This window comes from Mesorhizobium sp. M1399 (genome assembly GCF_040317735.1).
GTDB lineage: Bacteria > Pseudomonadota > Alphaproteobacteria > Rhizobiales > Rhizobiaceae > Mesorhizobium.
In genome coordinates this window covers 1-17,276 of the sequence record NZ_JAMYKZ010000013.1, presented here as the reverse complement: position 1 = coordinate 17,276, position 17,276 = coordinate 1, and the positions used below count along the sequence as shown (strand labels likewise).

The 17,276-nt window shown below is 61.2% G+C and carries 18 protein-coding genes and 1 tRNA gene; 8 read left to right on the top strand and 11 right to left on the bottom strand.

The annotated features are described in order from the left end of the window. Positions 1–420: 420 nt before the first annotated feature. From NKH05_RS22915 to NKH05_RS22890, 6 genes are read right to left on the bottom strand one after another with little or no spacing between them, the layout of a single operon-like run. Positions 421–1,287 carry an RDD family protein gene (locus NKH05_RS22915; protein ID WP_353026137.1) on the bottom strand — a complete coding sequence of 289 codons (867 nt, stop codon included), beginning with the start codon at positions 1,285–1,287 and terminating at the stop codon, positions 421–423. Further along, positions 1,274–2,305 carry a stage II sporulation protein M gene (locus NKH05_RS22910; RefSeq protein ID WP_353026135.1) on the bottom strand — a complete coding sequence of 344 codons (1,032 nt, stop codon included), beginning with the start codon at positions 2,303–2,305 and terminating at the stop codon, positions 1,274–1,276. The genes NKH05_RS22915 and NKH05_RS22910 overlap by 14 nt, the downstream gene beginning before the upstream one ends. Then, positions 2,302–3,609: a DUF58 domain-containing protein gene (locus NKH05_RS22905; RefSeq protein ID WP_353026133.1), complete on the bottom strand. Its 1,308-nt coding sequence runs from the start codon at positions 3,607–3,609 to the stop codon at positions 2,302–2,304. Before NKH05_RS22905 ends, NKH05_RS22910 begins: the two co-directional genes overlap by 4 nt. After that, positions 3,606–4,562 carry an AAA family ATPase gene (locus NKH05_RS22900; RefSeq protein ID WP_353026131.1) on the bottom strand — a complete coding sequence of 319 codons (957 nt, stop codon included), beginning with the start codon at positions 4,560–4,562 and terminating at the stop codon, positions 3,606–3,608. The genes NKH05_RS22905 and NKH05_RS22900 overlap by 4 nt, the downstream gene beginning before the upstream one ends. Next, positions 4,549–5,748 carry a DUF4350 domain-containing protein gene (locus NKH05_RS22895; protein ID WP_353026129.1) on the bottom strand — a complete coding sequence of 400 codons (1,200 nt, stop codon included), beginning with the start codon at positions 5,746–5,748 and terminating at the stop codon, positions 4,549–4,551. Before NKH05_RS22895 ends, NKH05_RS22900 begins: the two co-directional genes overlap by 14 nt. Then, positions 5,745–6,371, bottom strand: coding sequence for a DUF4129 domain-containing protein (locus NKH05_RS22890; protein ID WP_353026127.1), 627 nt, complete (start codon positions 6,369–6,371; stop codon positions 5,745–5,747). Before NKH05_RS22890 ends, NKH05_RS22895 begins: the two co-directional genes overlap by 4 nt. 149 nt (positions 6,372–6,520) lie before the next feature. Here NKH05_RS22890 and NKH05_RS22885 point away from each other — a divergent pair, with 149 nt between their 5' ends. Further along, complete coding sequence (locus NKH05_RS22885; RefSeq protein WP_023717223.1) at positions 6,521–7,303, top strand: hypothetical protein; 783 nt, start codon at positions 6,521–6,523, stop codon at positions 7,301–7,303. Between the two features lie 60 nt (positions 7,304–7,363). Here NKH05_RS22885 and NKH05_RS22880 read toward each other — a convergent pair whose 3' ends face one another. From NKH05_RS22880 to NKH05_RS22870, 3 genes are read right to left on the bottom strand one after another with little or no spacing between them, the layout of a single operon-like run. Further along, positions 7,364–8,140, bottom strand: a complete 777-nt coding sequence (locus tag NKH05_RS22880; protein WP_031193477.1) for an N-formylglutamate amidohydrolase — start codon at positions 8,138–8,140, stop codon at positions 7,364–7,366. Then, positions 8,140–9,453 carry a type I glutamate--ammonia ligase gene (locus tag NKH05_RS22875; protein WP_353026125.1) on the bottom strand — a complete coding sequence of 438 codons (1,314 nt, stop codon included), beginning with the start codon at positions 9,451–9,453 and terminating at the stop codon, positions 8,140–8,142. The genes NKH05_RS22880 and NKH05_RS22875 overlap by 1 nt, the downstream gene beginning before the upstream one ends. Beyond that, positions 9,450–10,097 carry a cysteine hydrolase family protein gene (locus NKH05_RS22870; protein ID WP_353026123.1) on the bottom strand — a complete coding sequence of 216 codons (648 nt, stop codon included), beginning with the start codon at positions 10,095–10,097 and terminating at the stop codon, positions 9,450–9,452. Before NKH05_RS22870 ends, NKH05_RS22875 begins: the two co-directional genes overlap by 4 nt. A 152-nt stretch (positions 10,098–10,249) precedes the next feature. On the opposite strand from NKH05_RS22870, the gene NKH05_RS22865 reads away from it, so the two are divergent. The 4 genes from NKH05_RS22865 (at position 10,250) to NKH05_RS22850 (ending at position 13,299) form a co-directional block, all read left to right on the top strand. Then, positions 10,250–10,972: a LuxR family transcriptional regulator gene (locus tag NKH05_RS22865; protein ID WP_352999655.1), complete on the top strand. Its 723-nt coding sequence runs from the start codon at positions 10,250–10,252 to the stop codon at positions 10,970–10,972. A gap of 83 nt (positions 10,973–11,055) precedes the next feature. After that, positions 11,056–11,730, top strand: coding sequence for an acyl-homoserine-lactone synthase (locus NKH05_RS22860; protein WP_352999657.1), 675 nt, complete (start codon positions 11,056–11,058; stop codon positions 11,728–11,730). A 240-nt stretch (positions 11,731–11,970) separates the two neighbouring features. Then, entirely contained in the window at positions 11,971–12,363 is a 393-nt protein-coding gene (locus NKH05_RS22855; protein ID WP_352999659.1) for a hypothetical protein, read from the top strand. Positions 12,364–12,594: 231 nt separating this feature from the next. Next, on the top strand, positions 12,595–13,299 hold the full coding sequence (locus NKH05_RS22850) for an Abi-alpha family protein (RefSeq protein WP_352899799.1): 705 nt from the start codon (positions 12,595–12,597) through the stop codon (positions 13,297–13,299). 433 nt (positions 13,300–13,732) lie between these two features. Here the strand turns inward: NKH05_RS22850 and NKH05_RS22845 are convergent, their stop codons facing one another. Further along, a complete protein-coding gene (locus NKH05_RS22845; RefSeq protein WP_352999660.1) occupies positions 13,733–14,995 on the bottom strand; it encodes a HEPN/Toprim-associated domain-containing protein in 1,263 nt (420 codons plus the stop codon). 303 nt (positions 14,996–15,298) lie between these two features. Between NKH05_RS22845 and NKH05_RS22840 the strand changes: the two genes are divergently transcribed. From NKH05_RS22840 to NKH05_RS22830, 3 genes are all read left to right on the top strand, one after another. Continuing rightward, complete coding sequence (locus NKH05_RS22840) at positions 15,299–15,685, top strand: hypothetical protein (protein WP_352999661.1); 387 nt, start codon at positions 15,299–15,301, stop codon at positions 15,683–15,685. Positions 15,686–15,835: 150 nt separating this feature from the next. Beyond that, a complete protein-coding gene (locus tag NKH05_RS22835) occupies positions 15,836–16,060 on the top strand; it encodes a hypothetical protein (protein WP_352999663.1) in 225 nt (74 codons plus the stop codon). A gap of 237 nt (positions 16,061–16,297) precedes the next feature. Next, complete coding sequence (locus NKH05_RS22830; RefSeq protein WP_352999664.1) at positions 16,298–16,729, top strand: YybH family protein; 432 nt, start codon at positions 16,298–16,300, stop codon at positions 16,727–16,729. Positions 16,730–16,994: 265 nt separating this feature from the next. Here NKH05_RS22830 and NKH05_RS22825 read toward each other — a convergent pair. Continuing rightward, positions 16,995–17,068, bottom strand: a tRNA-Gln gene (locus NKH05_RS22825). Positions 17,069–17,276: the final 208 nt, after the last annotated feature.

Below are 17,276 nucleotides of genomic sequence, written 5' to 3'. Positions count from 1 at the left end.
CGTTACCTCCTTCCACCGCGCTGGCAACATCAGATCGTTCTGGATCTATGCAGCGAACCCGGCTGAGTGGCAGAACCCAAGAAAACTTGTTAGTCGTTCCGTCGCGGGCCACTAAGGTTATTGGATAAAATTGAACAAACTCTTGGGGCACGAATTTCAAAATTATTTCCTGCCACGTATCATCAACAGCCGGAGGGTTGCCAGTTGGTGGGCAGTGAAGGCTTTCAAAATTGATTAAATTGGATCTGGCACGAAGCACCGGCCGACCACGAGATTCCTCGATTGGTACGGAGGTCATCGCATCAACGGGGGTTACTGGAGAACCGTAGTCAAAAGTCGCCGGCTGAAACGACGTATCCAATCGATCGTACCAAACCCAAGCCATCGTAGTTCTCCAATAGAAGGGCTGCGAAAGCGAACCTACCGCTGATGCTTGTCGGCCCTGCGGTTGCCCAGCAGCAGCTTGCGTTCGAGATGTGCCCGCAACTCCCCATAATACGCCGTCAGGAACGCGCGCGCGTCATGGGCTTGGGGTGCCGCGCCGATCTTGCGTCCGATCGTCTCGGCAACCGTCCGCAGGGCGAAATAATCGTCGCGGCGCAGCACTTCCTCCAGTTTGTGGAGCTCGGCAATCCCGTAGGCGTCGAGCTGGGCGTGGCTGAACCGGAACGCGCCGGCCGCCGGATCCTGCCGTGCCGACAGATCTTCAAGCAAGGCGCGCTTCGGTGCCTCGACCACCCAGGTCCCTGCCAACAGGTCGCCGATCCGCATGCGGTCGCGATTGAAGAGCGGGAACAAGGCAAACAGCAGCGTCCACACCAGTCCGAACACCGTCGTCAGCGTGTCGGCAAGGTCGGTGCCGCTGCGTCCGACGATGATCGACAGCGGCAGGAACACCTCGATCTCGCGCATCAGGTTGCGGGCGATGACTTGGTCGATGGACAGGCCGTCTCCGTTGCGCGATGCGACCCGGATGCCGACGATCCGCTTGCCGGGCGTCGCCGCGCGCCGGCCCGCTTCGAAGACGATGAAGTAGGCGTTGCGCAGAAAGAAGATCAGGATGATCCAGACGACGAAGAGCGGCTGAAACCCCTCGCTGCCAAGGCCTCCCACCCCGAACAGTGCGACGATCGTGATCACGATTGCAGCCACCGCGATAAACACGATGTCGAGGAGGAAGGCGGAGGCCCGCGTGCCGGCGTCGGCCAGCTTTATCCGAAGATCGACGCCTTCGGGCGTGATCAGCGGCCGTATAGCCGCGAAGGCGGCGCGCCTACCGATCGCCATGCCGCACCGCCCGGAACAGGTAGAAATAAGCGATCCATAGCGCCAGCATGCCGCCGCCAATGGCATAGCGCGTGACGTCGCTGGTGATGGTCTGCCTGCCAATGCCCTCGAGCAGCCCGGCAAACAGCAGCATGACCGAGACCCCGACCATAGCATTCGCGGCGATGCGTCCGGCACGAGCCGCTGCCGCCATGCGTGTCAATTCGCCGGGAAAGGCGATGCTGGTGCCGATGCGCATGCCGGCCGCGCCGGCCAAAGCGATTGCGAACAATTCGGTGGTGCCGTGGATGGCCAGCCAGCCGCCGAGCTCCATGCCAAGTCCCTTGGACCAATAGACTTGGAACAACGCACCGATCATGCAGCCGTTGAACAGCATCAGCAGCACCGTCGGCACGGCGAAGGCAAAGCCAAGGGCGAAGGCCAGGATTGCGACCTGGACGTTGTGCGTGAACAGATAGGCGGCAAAGCCTGAGAGAAAGCCATTGTCGCCATCATAAAGCATGCTGCGCAGCAGTTCGGCCGAGGCATCGGGACCGCGGCCCCCCGCCAGGCTGGACGGGATGATCGCGTCGAACCAGCTCTTGTCGGATGCCACCAGCCAGGCGCCTGCACCAATGCCGATCACCATCAGCGCGACCGAAACTAATGTCTCGCGCCACAGGTCGCGAATGGCTTCGGGCCAGTCGTGCAGGAAGAAATCGGCGAGGCGCTGCCGCAGCCCGCGACGTGCGCCGTAGAGATAGAAATAACCGCGCAGCGACAGCGCTTCGAGATAGGCGACCAGCGCGTTGTCGAGCGAGGTCGCCCGCGCCACCGAAAGGGAAGACAGCGCCGATCGATAGAGTAGGGGCAGCGACAGCAGCTCCTCTTCGGAAAGCGTGCGCGGCGCACGCTTCTCGACACGCGCCAGCAGTGCCTCGAATGCTTTCCAGTCGGCCTCGCGCTCGCGGCGAAAGCTGGCCAACGACTGGCGTACCGCGTCGCCACGTACCGCACTGCCGGGTACTGGCGCCGTCACAACAGATCCTCCTGCTTGAACTGCAGATAACGCTCGACCAGCGCGGGACCCAGCCGGTTGTGGTTGGCTTCGATGACATGCGCCCCGAGCAGCCGCAGTCGGCCGATGACGACCTGCCTTTCGCGCAAGAGCCCTCCGGCAACGACCGCGCGGGCAACGTCCTCGCCGGAGCGTGGCGGCATGTCGGCCAGGCCCTCCAGTTCGGTATCCTTCATCAGCATGAACAGCACCAGATGCCGTTCGGTGAGCCGGCCCACGGTGCGCAGCATCAATTCGGCACTGATCGGATCGACGAAATCGGTGAAGATGATGACCAGCGAACGGCGGTCGAGCCGCGCCGCCAGCGTCGTCAGCGCCAAGGTGAAGTTTGTCTCCTCGCTGGAATAGTCGATCTCGGCGGCCCGTTTCTGGATCATCGCAAAGCTGGCGGGGCCGCGTACCGCGCCGCTCGAAACGCGCGGCCTTGCATCGAAGCCGAACAGGCTGACCATGTCGCCGCCCTTCAGCGCGATGAATGCCGAGAACAGGGCGGCCGTCACCGCCCGATCCACCTTCGGCACACCGTCGACCGGCTCGCACATCAGGCGTCCGCTATCGATGGCCAGCACGATATTGTTGTTCTCCTCGATGCGGAACTCGCGCGCCAAAAGCTTGCCGTGGCGGGCGCTGCGCTTCCAGTCGATCATGCGCCGGCCCATGCCCGGCTGGTAATCCTTGAGCGCGTCGAACTCGCGGCCTTGGCCGGCGCGGCGCTGCGCATGGCCTTCAGCGAGGGTCGCACGCTGCAGCAGCGTGAGCGCCTCGCCGCGGGCGCTGCTGACGTCGGGCAGCACCGCAACCTTGCTTTCCACCGGCAGCACGACCTGGTTCCAGACCAGCCCGAACGGCCCGCGCCAGCGCACCCAAAGACGGTCGAAGCTGGCGATCCCACGCCGCAGCGCCTGGAAGCGAAGGTCGAGCGACCCGCCTCCGGGGGTTGGCAGCAATGTCCCACCGCTGTCGCTCACCGGCGCCAGACGCGCATCGTGGCCGACGCGAGCCTCCGCGGCGCGCGGCCCCGAGTGACGGGCGGCGATTTGCACGCTGAACTCGCCGCCGACACCGACCTGCTGCGGCGCATCGATGCTGGCATTCAGCGATGCCCGCCCGCGTCCGGCCGCGGCATCCACCGCCAGGAAGGCAAGCAGCAGGCAGCTCCACAGCAATCCCAGATACCAGAATGACGGCAGTGCCAGCGCGACCAGGAAGGCCGGCACCGCGCCGGCCGCTGCTGCCCACACTGCTCGGCCGCTGGGATAGATCAACGTGGTGCTTCCGTCTGGTCGACCAGGTCGGAGACGATCTGCTCGACCAGGCGGCCGTCGATCTGGGCGGCAGGCGAAAGGATGACGCGATGGCGCAGCGCCGGCACTGCCAGCGCCTTGACGTCGTCGGGGATCACATAGGCGCGTCCGTCCAGCGCCGCCCGGGCACGCGCCGCCCGCGCCAGCATGGCGCCCGCGCGTGGACTGGCCCCCACTTCCAGATCGGCATTTTCGCGCGTAGCCCGAACCAGCGCCGCTATATAGCCGATGACATCGTCGACGAGGGTGACGGAGCCGACGGTTGCAAGTGCCTCCTGCAGCGTCTCGCGGTCCGTCTGCGCCTCGATGCCATATTGCGCGATGTCGTGCGAGGCGGAGCCGCCGCCGTGATGGACGATGATGGCTCGTTCTTCCTCGGGGCCGGGATAGCTGACGCGGTGCTTGAACAGGAAGCGGTCGAGCTGCGCCTCGGGCAGGGGGTAGACGCCCTGGTGCTCGATCGGATTCTGGGTCGCGACGACCATGAAGTTGCGGCCGAGCGAATGCGTGGTGCCGTCGAACGTGACCGCATGTTCCTGCATCGCCTCGAGCAGTGCGGCTTGCGTCTTGGGTGGCGTGCGGTTGATTTCGTCGGCAAGCAGGAGATCGCAGAAGATCGGGCCGCGCGTCAGCGTGAACTGCCCGGTCTGGAAGTTGTAGATGTTCGACCCGACGATGTCGCCGGGCATCAGGTCCGGTGTGAACTGGATCCGCCCGTAGGCGACCCCAAGCGCTCGGGCGAAGCAGCGCGCGGTCATTGTCTTGGCCGTGCCGGGAGGGCCTTCGAGCAGGATATGCCCGCCTGCAAACAAGGCGGTCAGCATCAGGTCGACCGTATCGTGCTGCCCGCTAATCGCCTTGGCCACTTCTTCCCTGATCCGTGTCGCCAGGGCCTTCACATCATCGACGTTCACCGAGCCTCCTTGCTGTCCAGTCGTGCAGCCGCTCAGCTGCCTGTTGCATCTGCGCCAAGTTCTTGGCCTCGCCGGCGGCTTGCGAGCGCATCGTGAAGCCGCCAGCTTGCTCCTTATCGCGAGAGTCGAGCCAGTGGTCGAGCGCTGTGCCTTGCAACCCTTGCGGTGCCCCGAGCAGCGCGCCGGCGCGCACCCGCATCAAGGCCGCATAGCGGCTTCCCAGCTCGTCCAGCCGGCCGGCACGCCGCATGAGCATCGCCGTCGTATCGACCAGCGCACGCTTGCCGAAAGCAATTGCACGCTGGTCGGCACGCGGCGGGCCGAATCGGCCGAGGCCATGCAGGAACGCCAGCGCCGCAGCGACCAGGATCGTCAGTGTCAGCGCCAGGAAGGGCGGCTCGACCAGAAGCTTGGCCAGATCATACTTCCGCCCCGCGCCGTGCAGCGTCAGATCGAACATCACCGGCCCGTCGTCCGGCTGGAGCAAGGCGATCAGCCCGAGCGCCGCTGCCGCCTTGTCGGGATCCTTGAGGGCGGCGTTGTTGATCAGGTCGGGGTCGGTCAGGATATAGAACGGCTTGTTCTCCACTTGCGTCAGGACGGCCTGGCCTTTGCCGGCTGCAATGACCGGGTGTTCGTCCGCTACCCACTGCAATTCGTCCGGGGTGTTGACGAGCTGGCCCTCGATGTCGAGTTGCTTTGGCGTACTCTGGCCAGCACCGATCTTTGCATCGGCGATCCGGCCAAGCCATTCGTTCACCACCGAACCGGGCAATCGCCCGAATTTCATATTCCAGCCTTTGTGCTCCTGCAGCGGCAGGATCTGCCATTTGGGCAGCACGAAGAGCGTGTTCTGGTCCTGACGAAGGTTGAGGATGTGGTCGAGAGCCTCCGGATCGCTGTCGGGCGAGATGGTGACGATCAGCAGCATGTCGGTGCCGAGATCGTCCTCGGTCCGCGCCATGAAGGGCGGTTCGCCGGTCAGCTTCTGCCATTCCGCCAGACCGGCGTAGCCGACGCCGCTTTTCGACAGCGGCGTGGCGCCGCCATTGCCGGGTTGCCGGAAATCGGGGGCATAGGTGGACAGCAGGAAGAAACCGGCAGCCGCAAGCAGGCTGGCGAAAATCCCCCAAAACAGTGTCTTTCGATTGAACGGCTCCTGCGCCTCGACCGCCGGTGCGCTCACGTCCAGGCATCCCGGAAGGCGAAACGTTCATAGGCGCCGCGTGCTTGCCGCCAGCCTTCCGCGCCGACCGGCCGGCGCGCGAACAGCGCCGTCTCGACAATGCGGGCGATCTCGGTAAACGCATGGCGTGCCCTTCCCGGCAGGGAAGGAGCATTGGCGATGTCGCGCGCGGTGAGCGACGGGCGCAGGAAGTCCGGCAGCCGGCCGGCAATATCGGCGACGCTGCGCCGAAGCAGCAAGTGAACCGCCTCGTCATAGTCGCCGCGTGCGGCCAGCGCATCCGCTTCCGACAGCAGGATCTGCGCGGCGCCCGCGTCGGGACGCCAGGTCTCTTCGGCCTCGGCCTCGGGCCGCGCGCGCTGCCACGGCAGGTGCCAGGCGATGCCTTTCACCTCGAGGAAGACCAAAAGCAGGATGATTGCGGCGCCCGATATCACCGCCCCCCAGAACAGATAGATCATGTAGGGACCGAGCGATGACAAAAGATCGAGCAGCGGCTTCAGCCAGTCGGGCGGCTGGGGCGGCACATAGGCCGGCAGGTCGAACTGGATCGACTCATCGGCGATCAGCTGCTTGTGCAGATTGGTCAGCCATTCGGCTTCCGCTGTGCCTGGCTGTGCCACCGTCACCCGCTCCCCTGCAACCTGCAGTTCCCAGCCGACACTGACAATGCAGCACAAGAATTGCAAGTGGGCTGGACGCCCACGGTTAATCTTGGCAGAATTGCTATTAGGGCGCCGTGATACTGTTACGGCGAAACACGGGGGGAATCATGGCTTCAACGACACTGGAACGGCCTGAGAAATTCGAGATCGGCAGAGTGTTCAACAACAGCTTCGCCGTGATCGGCCGCAACATCGGCTTATGCCTTGGGCTCGCGCTGCTGTTTTCAGGCTTGCCGGCGATTATTCTTCGGCTGTGGAGCCAACCGCAACTAGATGCGGTTCTGCAGGGCGACCCCGGCGCCGCGGCCGATCCCTCGATGATGTTTCAGAATTCATGGATTACGGTTATTGCGGGATTGCTATCCTTCGTTTTCGCGCTGCTGCTCCAGTCGGCGCTGGTGCGGGCAACGATCGAGGACTTGAACGGCAAGCGGCCGACCTTTGGCGACTGCATTCAGATAGCCATCCGCAATTTGCTGCCGACCCTTGGTATTGGCCTGCTCGTCGGCCTGGGTGCGGGCCTGGCGTCGATAGCTTTGCTGGTTCCCGGCATCATCTTGTGGCTCGGATGGTGCGTGGCGGTGCCGGTTCTGATCCAGGAGCGGCTTGGCGTGTTCGGTTCGATGTCGCGCAGCCGTGTCCTGACCAAGGGCAACCGCTGGCCGCTATTTGGCCTTTTCCTGATTCTGATGGTCATCGCGATGGTCATCCAGTGGGTGATGCTGGCAGTCATCGTCATGTTTGGCGGGATCATTGCCGATGTGGCGGCAGCCTTGGTGTCGACCGTGCTGTCGATGGTGCTGTCGGTCGCCACGGCGGTCAGCTATGTCGAGCTGCGGCAGGTCAAGGAAGGCACCAGCGTCGAAGAACTGTCGCAAATCTTCTCCTGAGGACGGTGGAGGCTTTTCACGGGCTGGCATCTTGCGTTGCGGTCGAGCAGCCGAGCTCGGTCACAACGCCTTTGTCTGTGCCGGCAACGCTGCTGCCAGGCGGTGCGCCCATTCCTCGATGCCGGAGCGGCCCGCCAGCAGGTCCTGCCTGATCTCGACGAGGACGGCTGGAATGCCGCGATCGTCGCCATGGACCGGTATGGCGTAGTCGCCCTCGCGGCTGATCACGTAAGGCTCGTTTGCCGCGACGTTGAGCCCGATGCCGGCGCCCAGGCCGGCAAGCATTGCCTGGCCGAAATCGATTGCCCGGTCGTAAAGCACGCCGGCATGCCAGGGCCTGCCAACACCGAGGTAGACCGGCGTGAAGGAGTGGATCGTCGCGATCCGTGTCGCTCTGCCCTGCTTCGCCCGCTCGTCGAGATGGGCAGCGACGCGGTCATGAAACGGCGCGAACATGATCTCGGCGCGCCGGCTTCGCTCCTCCGGATCGAGGCCGACATTGCCGGGGATCTCAGTGTCCTCCGATAGCACCGGAATGCTGCCGCTGGAACCAAGCGGCCGGTTGAGATCGATCAAAAGCCGCGAATAGGAGCTGAGGAAGGCCGGAGCATCGAGCAGCTTCGACAGAAGGCGGGTCACTTCGGCGGCGCCGATATCCCAGGCGATATGGCGCTGCAAATGGCTGCTGTCGAGACCAAGCCGCGCATACTCGGCCGGGATGTGATTTGACGCGTGCTCGCATATCAGAACGATATCGGAACGCCCCGTTTCGTTGATTGCGTCGACCGCGGGTGGCCAACCTTCCGGTAGGATGGCGTTGGCAAGCGGCTCAGCCATCAATACAGCGTCCGGTAAAGGTCGCAGACTGCCACTGGATCAAGCCCGGCAAGGCGCTCGGTCTCATGCCGCTTGAGGCCGACAAAGGTCTCGACGAACACCGGCGCGAACCATCCTGTCACGGTCTTGTCGGCAACGAGCGCGTCGAGTGCCGCCGGCAGCGTTTCCGGCAGCCGTACGAGGCCAAGCTTCTTGCGTTCGGCGGCGCTCATCTGCGTCGGGTCGCCGGTGACCAGCGGCGGCGCCGGCAGCTTGGCCTTCAGCCCTTCCAGCCCGGCGCGCACGATCGCCGCCAGCGACAAATAGGGATTGCCGGTGGCGTCGGCTGCCCGGTATTCGATGTTGTACTGCCGCGCCGGATCGCGCCCGCCGATCGTCACCGTCGGGCAGATGCGCAGGCTCGCCTCGCGGTCGCGATCGGCAAGCCAAGTGTAGGACGAGCTCCAGCTATGCGGCTTCAGCCGGTAGTAGGATGACACACTCGCCGCCGTCATGGCGGTGATCGCGGGCAGGTGGCGCAGCACGCCGGCACAGAACGAAGCGGCACGGCTGGAAAGGCCGCCCGGCTGGGCCGGGTCGTAGGTCGCCGGGTTGCCGACCTCGTCGACGAAACTGCAATGGATGTGGACGCCGTTGCCGACGGCATCGGGAGCGGTTTTGGGCGCGAAGCTCGCCCGCCAGCCGGCACATCGCGCGACTTCGCGCGTGATCTCGCGGATGGCGACGGCGCGATCGGCCGCGGCAAGCGCATCGGCCGGCTCGCACGTCACCTCGAACTGGTCGGTGCCGAATTCGGCGATCACCACTTCCGGCGCGACGCCGGCTTCCGCCAGCGCCGCCATCAGATTGGCGGCAAACGGGTCGGCGCGCCGCAGTGCTGCCAACGACATCGAATGAGCCGGCCCGAAGTCGCCCTCGATATGGAATTCATGCTCGAACGCCGCGATGACGGAAAGTCCGGCCGCCGCCTTCAACTCCGCCAGCGCATCCTTGAGCATGGTCCGCGTGCAGCCGACCCACGGGCTGCCGTCGAGTTCGACGATGTTGGCGGCGACCATGTCGAAAGGCGTCGCCGATCCGGTCAGCGCCGTGCGAAACCGCGCGTTGAGATCGGGAATGAGCCGCACATCGCCGGACGAGCCCCACGGATTGGGGTCGACGATGGAGTTGAACGGCGTCAGCGACAGATTGGCCTGCAGCCAGCCGACGCCGGTCGCGGCGATCTTCTGCAGCTTGCTTTCGACGACCGAGCGGCCGCGCGTGATCGCCGAAAGGTCGGTGGTGACGACGGCAACCAGCGGTTCGACGGTCATGCAGCTTTTCCCAAGGCTTCGAAACGGCCCGTAACGGTGGCGGTATCAGTGACCCAGCAATAGCCGCCGAAGGCTTTTAGCGCGCCATCATGGCGCTCCTGCGAGGCGGCGGCGCAGGCATCCGATACGCAGGTGACGAGGTAGCCGCGATCGGCGGCATCGCGCACCGCCATGTCGACGCACTGGTCGGTCATGATGCCGGCGACGATCAGATAACGCACGCCGAGGTTCTTCAGGACATAGTCGATGTTGGTCGAGTTGAAGACGCCCGACGACGTCTTCGGCAGCATGATCTCGTCGCCGACCGGCGCCAGCGACGGCACCGGCAGGCCTTCCGGCCGGCTCGGCGCGATATGGATCGGCGTCAGCTTGTGGTCGAGCGAGCGGTCGCGGCCGTCTTCGGTCAGGCTCTGGATGATGGTATGGATCACCTCGACGCCGTTGGCCCGCGCCGCCGCCAGCAGGCGTTCCTGGTTGGGGATCGTTTGCGACGCCGTCTGCCGGTAGAAATAGTGGTCGGGACCGCGCTCCGGATGCGCCGGATCGGCACCCGGCTCCAGCCAGACCCGTTGCAAGTCGACCAGCAGCAGCGCGGTTTCGCCGGCCCGGAACGGCTCGTTTCGTTTCGGCAATGATGGCGTCATGCTTTTTGGTCCTGTGTTGCTGATCACAATCCGGCTGATTTAGCTGATTTTGGTCCACGCGTCCTGCGTGGCGGACACACTTATTGGGAGTATTCGAAGTCTCTAATTTAAGGTAAGCTTTGTTTTCGGGCGTGGAGACGGGGGTCTCTGTCATGATCGATTCAGACGTGTTCGACTTTGTCGAACGCTGCAGGAAACACACAGCCACCGGGCCGCTGCTGAGCGACCTGCTTGAAACCGTGAGGAATCTCGGCTTCGAGCACCTTATCCTGAGCGGGGTGCCGCTCGGTGGGCAGAAGCTTGCACCGATGGTCGAACTGAATGGCTGGCCGGCCGGCTGGTTCGAACGCTATGTCGAGGCCGAGCATGCCGCGGCTGATGGTGTTTGCATTTACTCGGCAAAGACCCTGAAGCCGTTCCTGTGGTCCGAAGTCCCGGCAAAGTGGTCGGATACGGAAGGCTCACGACGCGTTGCCGGCGAGGCGACGGAGTTCGGCATCTGTAGCGGCTTCGCCGTACCGATGCTCAGCGTTCATCACTGGCAATCCGTGCTGTCGTTTGCCTCTTCCGCGAAGGCCTGCACCCTGTCGCCGCGCCATCAGGTGCAACTGGTGACCATGGCGGTCTATGCCGGCATGTCGATCCAGGCATTGGCGAATGACGACTATGACGATGAAGGCTTGCTGACCGACCGGGAAAAAGAGGTGCTCTTGTGGGCCGCGGCCGGCAAGACCTCATCGGAAACCTCACAGATCCTCGGCCTGACCGAGCGTACGGTCAAATGGCACTCGACACGAGCCAGGGAAGCTTTCGGCGTCGGCACGACCACGCAAGCGGTCGTCGAGGCGGTGCGCCGGCGCCTGATCCATCCCTAAGCGCGTCTACTGTCCCATCGGACAGGTGACGTATATTAGCGCGACTGCGAGTATCCCTGCGATAACGATCGGGGGATCGCGCCATGATAACGGCCCACGTAGTCAATGCGCATAACAAGCATCTCTATGAAAACGAATTCGACGAGTTTCTGCGCCGCCGGCACGACTTCTTCGTGCACCAGAAACATTGGCGCCCTCCGAGCCCGGACGGTCGCGAGCTGGACCAATTCGATACCGACGCGGCGACTTACCTGCTTGGTATTGAAGACGGTCGCGTAGTGACTTCGGCTCGATTGATCCCAACGAGCGAGCCGCACATGGTCTCGGAGGTTTTTTCTCACATGTGCGAAAAATCGGGCGTCCCGAGGCGTCCCGATTGGGCCGAATGGACGCGCACATTCGTCGTTCCCGACAAACGCACTGCCGGACTGAGGGGCACGCTGACGCAGCTGTGCTGCGCGGTGATGGAATACGCTCTCGACGAGGGCCTCAGCGCCGTCGGCGGCATCCAGGAAACCTACTTCATGCCGCACCACGGCGCGCTGAAGTGGCGCGCCGAGCCGATGGGCATGGCCAGGGAAGAAAACGGCGAGTGGTACATCGTCGCGTATATCGATGTGAATGAGGCGGCGCTGGCGAGTGTGCGGAAGATACTTGGGATTGAGCATTCGCTGCTGGTGAGGCGTGGATCGCAGGTGCGGTTTATCGAAGAACCCTGTGGCAGGCCGCTTCATGAGCAGGGAATCAGACTTCTATAGACTGGCGTTTCTCAAAAATGGGAGGAAACGCATCAGGATCGTTTGCAGACCAGAAGTTTAAAGTTTGCCAAGAGTATGGTGGCCAAAATTGCACTGGTCAAGGTATACTGTGATATACTTTCGATGCTTTAATGCAGCTTTCGCCGGACAAGGAGCGATAAATGAACACATAAAGACAAGAAGAAGGCCAATATGTAGGTGAACGCGCTATTACGCGCTTAAATAGTGGAGGAGAAAACAATGCCTAATTTATTCGGAACCGAATGGAAGCTAGAATCTAGAAAAAGCATATTTACCGGTGGCTTCAGCCCAAATACCGAGACGCGAAAGTATGACGAGCTCGAGAATGGCTACACGTTGGCTGTAAAGGGCACTGAAGGAGGAAAGCCTTACCAGTGGAAATACACTGCGTTCTATGATGGTAAGCCGCACAAAGTAGAGGGTCGCGACGATGTCGACTCGATTACCATATTCAAGGATGGCAGCAACGAAACAGGCGGATGGTTCACCAAGGACGGAGTGACCGTCGCAGGCTATAGGCGGGCTGTAGAAGCATCAGCCCTAGTGGTAACAGCTGGCGGGCGCCGTCCGGATGGGACGGCATATTTTGACACAATAAGATACAACGCGTAGCTCGCTGCTTTGCTAGCCGGAGCATTCGTTTCGTGTCGCTGATTTGGTAGGGCCAAGCAGCTCTTGGCTTGGCTCCATTCGCTCAACGACGTAGCGTATCGAATGACCACGTTCGTTGTGCCTGACAAAAGAGGAATTACGGTGACAGTGCACTTTTTACCATGCGGCGGGAGCGACATGGTAAAAAGTGCACTGTCACCGTAATTCGAGCGCACAAGCGGGGGAAGCACCATGATCGCCGACGAACAGGCCAAAGCGGCACAGGAGATTGCGAAGCTCGGCCAAAAAGGCATTGACGCTGCAAGCGAAGCCGGCGGCTTTTTTGCCAAGACATTTGGGAAGGCAATCGATCATATTTCCGAGGCAATGGCCGACAAGGCGGCTGCTTATCGTGTCATGAATCGCGCTAATGTTGTCGCCAAAACGCAGGCGCGTTTAAAGCAGCTCGGTGTTTCCAACTTTAAGGCGATCGATTTCCGCAACGGTGTGCCGTTGCTGGAAGGGATTTCAGATGAATCCGACGAAACGCTGCAGGATGTTTGGGCGACGTATTTCGCAAATGCGCTGAATCCTGCAAACCCAAGAGTCACTGCAAACCGCCAGCTGATCGGCATCATCCGGTACCTTGAACCCGACGACCTCAATATCCTTTCTGGAATATCATCCCAGGAATTGAGCCAACGCCGCGCTGACCCGCTCATTAAGAAACCCGCGGACTTCTTTGGTGAAGAGGCAGTGCTCAACCAGAGTTTGTCGCGGCTTACGGCACTCGGCCTTTTCGCGTTCGAAAATGGTCCTGACCCCATAGGGTGGGACGAAGACGAAGACCATCGGCGGCCATGTAGGCTCATCATAGAAACGTCTCTAGGCGAGTTCGCCGCGATGCCGCTGTTGATGATGCTAAAAGCCGCGATCGAGGAACCTGGGGCCGGGTAAAGCCTTCAACGACCAGACGTTAGAAGGGGGCGGGCGCAAACTTGTCAAAGCTGCACAATTACAGGCCCGCGGCGCCCCAACGGACGTAATTTTTTCTGCCGGCGAAAAACTGGGCAGTGGGGTTTTTACAGTCCGTGGATAAACGAGATTCGTCTGTGATCCGGCTCTGCGCCACGGCTGGCCGTAACCAAGCGCTACCTTTCAGGCGGAAGCTAGTCTAAAAGAGAATGCCACCGCCAAGCGAACCCATGGATGGCACGCATGAATTCGAACTGGCCGGCATCGAGGCGGATGCGACTTCGATAGGATCTATCGAAGTTCCGAGATATCGGTCCGCCGCCGCACAGCCGGGGAAATAGCCCATGGCCACCGACGCCGAAAAACTCATTCTATCGAGACGCAGCGATCAGCAGCGCCAAGAAAGGACATGGCTTTATGCATCGAATTCGCGCGCCCAGTTCTTTGCCACCTCAGGCTCGCGCATCGCGACGGCACTCTCGGTGATCGTGTCCAAGACGGCTTCTATGCGGGAATAGTCGTAAGAGGATTGCCTGACGCGCTGCCCGAGGAAGTCGCGCATGTACCGCGTCTTTTCTTCAAGTTCGCCCTGATACACCTCCAACTTTGCGTTATAGCTGGTCCAGCGCACTCTCGCCCCCGGATCCAGATGCAGATAACACTCGATTGCGGCCGCGCGCCCGTTGATATCCGCTATTTGTTCCCCGTTCGGTCCAATCGTCTCGAACGAACCGAAGGCGGGAAGATTGGGGAGTTTGAGGATTCGCATGTTTGGCAGGGCCTTAAGCTCCCTGCACCGTTGGTAATTGGCAACACCTTCTGCATCGTTGTCGAAAAGGACCAAAACCTTATTTTGGACGGAGATGCCAATCAGTCCCTGTACAAAGCGAAACACGTTGCCAGTGCCCGAGAATGGGTAGCCTTCCTCCATGTCGACGAAATCAAAAAAGTCCGCGACATGCGGGCGCAAGATCTTCAGGGCATGCCGCAGGATTGCGGCGTCCGAACTGCCCTCGGTTACGATCAGGAAGCGATTGCTAGGATCAAGCGGGCGAACGAAGTCTTCGCGGGACGCATATCCACCTTGCTCGACATCATTGAACGCCCACTGTACGTGCAGTTCGCTCGCCCAGGGGTTTCGCGCCAGCAAATGCATGACGGTATAAGCGCTCAAATTCTCCATTGCATGCGACACCGCGCCATATTCAACCGGGTCATCCTCGAAGTGTTTGACCAAGCCTAGGCGTGGCGCCAGTTCGCGGCGGAAAAACTTTCCGAAGTCCTCACCGCCCTCGCCATAGTCGGCTGAAACGGTATTTACATCGACATTTGCCAGCGCGTCGCGCAGGTGCCCGAAAGTGAAACGGGTGACGTCAAATCCAACGAGCTTTGCAAGAAAGGCAAACTCCGGTTCGCACTGGGCATAGGTATGCCCCAGCAGATTGAGACGGGCGATCACCTGCACGAGGGGCTTAGATAACCCTTCTTTGAATTCGACGATGGGCTTCCACCGCATCTCGCCTTCAAAGTCGGGGTCGTCTTCGTCACCTGCGTAGTAGTAGGGAACATCTGCCACGTCTGTCTCGCCTTGGAACAGGGCGGAGTAGTCGGTGAAACCGCTGTTTTTGCCCCACTCGATTTCGAGGCGGCCGATAGCCAATTGAATCATCGAGCCCATGACAGCGAACCTAGAAATCCACACTCCCGGACCGAAATTAGAACCGGTCAACTGCCATCCGGCGTCAGTCGGCCCTCGTCAAGCACAAATATGCTGATAGTGGTGGCCGGTCATAAGGAGGCAAGCGATGACGAATCCATATTGGCATGACGCCTTCAAGCCGCACCTAACGGACAGAGGCGAAATTCGCCTGCTGTGCTTTGAAATCTACAACATCGTAACCGCCAGCATGAGCCGACAGGGGACAGGCTTGAATGGACACGAGGCCCACAGTTTCCGGAAATCGACATCCTTTGCTTCACGATGGCTGAAGCAGAACTGTCGAAACGGCTGTTGAGACTTGCGCTGTTGGTCCGAACGTTTGATGACACGTTTAGCAGGGCGGAAGACTCTGTCGACTATAAGAAACACCTCAAACGCATAGAGGATGAGCAACAGGATTTTGGCGGTGTTTACGAAGGGTCTCCGGACGTCACCAAGACGATCAGAGAGTGCGGCAACAAAATTATTCATGCGGAGGATGTTCGCCCAGTTTACGAAACGCAAGATGAGCGAGATGATCCGGAGGCAATGTGGGGAATGAACGGGACGGTCGAACTGGAGGGTACACGGCGCGACCAGTGGAAGATCGTCATTGATATCCATTCCTACGTAGAGGGTGTTTTAGAGCTCATCAATTACAACGAATAGAAGCCTAAACCGGTCCTCTGTGGCAACGGAGAGGACGGACGATGATCGACAAGATTCCGGTTGATAGGACCCTGCGAAGCCTTGCCAGCAAGGCGATCCCCTCACGCGGAGTTCGTCATGCCCCACAGCCCAGCGAGATCGTCGAGGCTCATGCGCAACATATCGGCCGCGACTGCGCTGCCGCTTATCCTTGCCGGCAATGACCGGAACCGCGTTGCCGCCCTTATCTGCGCGGCGTCGGGCGTGCCGCGCGAGGCCAGCATGGTGATTGCCGATTCGGTCACGGCGACCGGGATTGTTCGCGGGTTGCTGGCGTCGGCGGGATGGGCGCGGGAAAACAACGGGTTCGGAACGGTGGCGGGGCGGAGCTTTTGATGCGGCGGTGACATGGCGCGAATGACGCCATGAAATGCCTTGGCTCACCCGTACGGTGCCGGGGGATGCGGCAGACCGGGAACGCCGGCAAGGTGCACCATGCGGCGGGGGCGACATGGTAAAAAGTGCACTCACCGTAATTCTGATCTATACTGCGGACAGCAGCCCGAACGCCTAGGCGAAGGGCGGACGAACCGCTTGATAGAGTTCTCTTTTTAGTCATGTGGCGATGTCAAGATGTTAGCCTCCGACCTGACGAAATTTATCGAGCAGGATCATCTGGCCCTGGATGCCTTCGTAAACGGCGATCCTGAGCCCTTGAAAAACCTCTACTCGCGACAGGACGACGTCATTATCGCCAATCCCTTTGGCCCGCCGGCGAAGGGATGGAGAAAGGCCGCTGAGACCATGGAACGGGCCGCCACCAATTACCGGCACGGCAAGGCCATCGGCTTTGAGCGCATCTCGGAGTATGCGACAGCCGACTTGGGATACATCATCGAGGTCGAGCGGTTCCAATCCAAGGTCGGTGGTGGCAACAAACTGGTGCCGATTGCGCTTCGAGTCACCACCATATTCCGGCGCGAGGAAGGCGCGTGGAGGATCGTCCTTCGTCATGCCGATTCGATAACCTCGGCACGCCCGCCGACGTCCATTGTCGGGGAGTAGAAGGGTTGCCGGAGAGGTTTTAGGAATTACCGTGACAGTGCACTAATTTTTTTTCGCCGCCTGCCTTGTTCCCGGGTTCTCACGGCTTTGCCGATTTGCCCGATCTCGGTCCCAAGGGGTGCATCAAAATCGTAACATCGGCGACGCGGCAATACTGGAGAGGGCGACACGGGAAAAGTGCACTGTCACCGTAATTCGACCACCGTAATTCGACGGAAGTTATTCCTGGAGGAGCGGGTTCGGCAGCTAAGTAATTGAAATTGCTTGGCTGGGGAACCTGGATTCGAACCAGGACTAACGGAGTCAGAGTCCGTGGGTCTACCGTTAACCTATTCCCCAGCAGGCGCGGCTGTTGAAAACCACGCGGCAGGGCGGCGATGTCGCCGCGCGTGCCTTGTAGCCGCCGCCGGAAAATAGTCAACCCTGCCGTAGGCATTTCAATCGGGATAGTGTCCTGAAGGTTCTGCAAAAAGTTTTGGAGAGAGAACGGCGCTTGCTCTGAAGGGCGAGCGGCCATGGCACGGTGGTGACGTTGCAATCACCGATT

Excerpts from the sequence above, each read along its gene's own strand:
- NKH05_RS22865 (WP_352999655.1), top strand. The coding sequence starts at position 10,250 with ATGATCGATTCAGACGTGTTCGACTTTGTCGAACGCTGCAGGAAACAC.
- NKH05_RS22835 (WP_352999663.1), top strand. The coding sequence starts at position 15,836 with ATGCGCAACATATCGGCCGCGACTGCGCTGCCGCTTATCCTTGCCGGC.
- NKH05_RS22880 (WP_031193477.1), bottom strand. The coding sequence starts at position 8,140 with ATGGCTGAGCCGCTTGCCAACGCCATCCTACCGGAAGGTTGGCCACCC.
- NKH05_RS22850 (WP_352899799.1), top strand. The coding sequence starts at position 12,595 with ATGATCGCCGACGAACAGGCCAAAGCGGCACAGGAGATTGCGAAGCTC.
- NKH05_RS22845 (WP_352999660.1), bottom strand. The coding sequence starts at position 14,995 with ATGGGCTCGATGATTCAATTGGCTATCGGCCGCCTCGAAATCGAGTGG.
- NKH05_RS22870 (WP_353026123.1), bottom strand. The coding sequence starts at position 10,097 with ATGACGCCATCATTGCCGAAACGAAACGAGCCGTTCCGGGCCGGCGAA.
- NKH05_RS22840 (WP_352999661.1), top strand. The coding sequence starts at position 15,299 with ATGGCTGAAGCAGAACTGTCGAAACGGCTGTTGAGACTTGCGCTGTTG.
- NKH05_RS22885 (WP_023717223.1), top strand. The coding sequence starts at position 6,521 with ATGGCTTCAACGACACTGGAACGGCCTGAGAAATTCGAGATCGGCAGA.
- NKH05_RS22860 (WP_352999657.1), top strand. The coding sequence starts at position 11,056 with ATGATAACGGCCCACGTAGTCAATGCGCATAACAAGCATCTCTATGAA.
- NKH05_RS22855 (WP_352999659.1), top strand. The coding sequence starts at position 11,971 with ATGCCTAATTTATTCGGAACCGAATGGAAGCTAGAATCTAGAAAAAGC.
- NKH05_RS22875 (WP_353026125.1), bottom strand. The coding sequence starts at position 9,453 with ATGACCGTCGAACCGCTGGTTGCCGTCGTCACCACCGACCTTTCGGCG.
- NKH05_RS22830 (WP_352999664.1), top strand. The coding sequence starts at position 16,298 with ATGTTAGCCTCCGACCTGACGAAATTTATCGAGCAGGATCATCTGGCC.
- NKH05_RS22915 (WP_353026137.1), bottom strand. The coding sequence starts at position 1,287 with ATGGCGATCGGTAGGCGCGCCGCCTTCGCGGCTATACGGCCGCTGATC.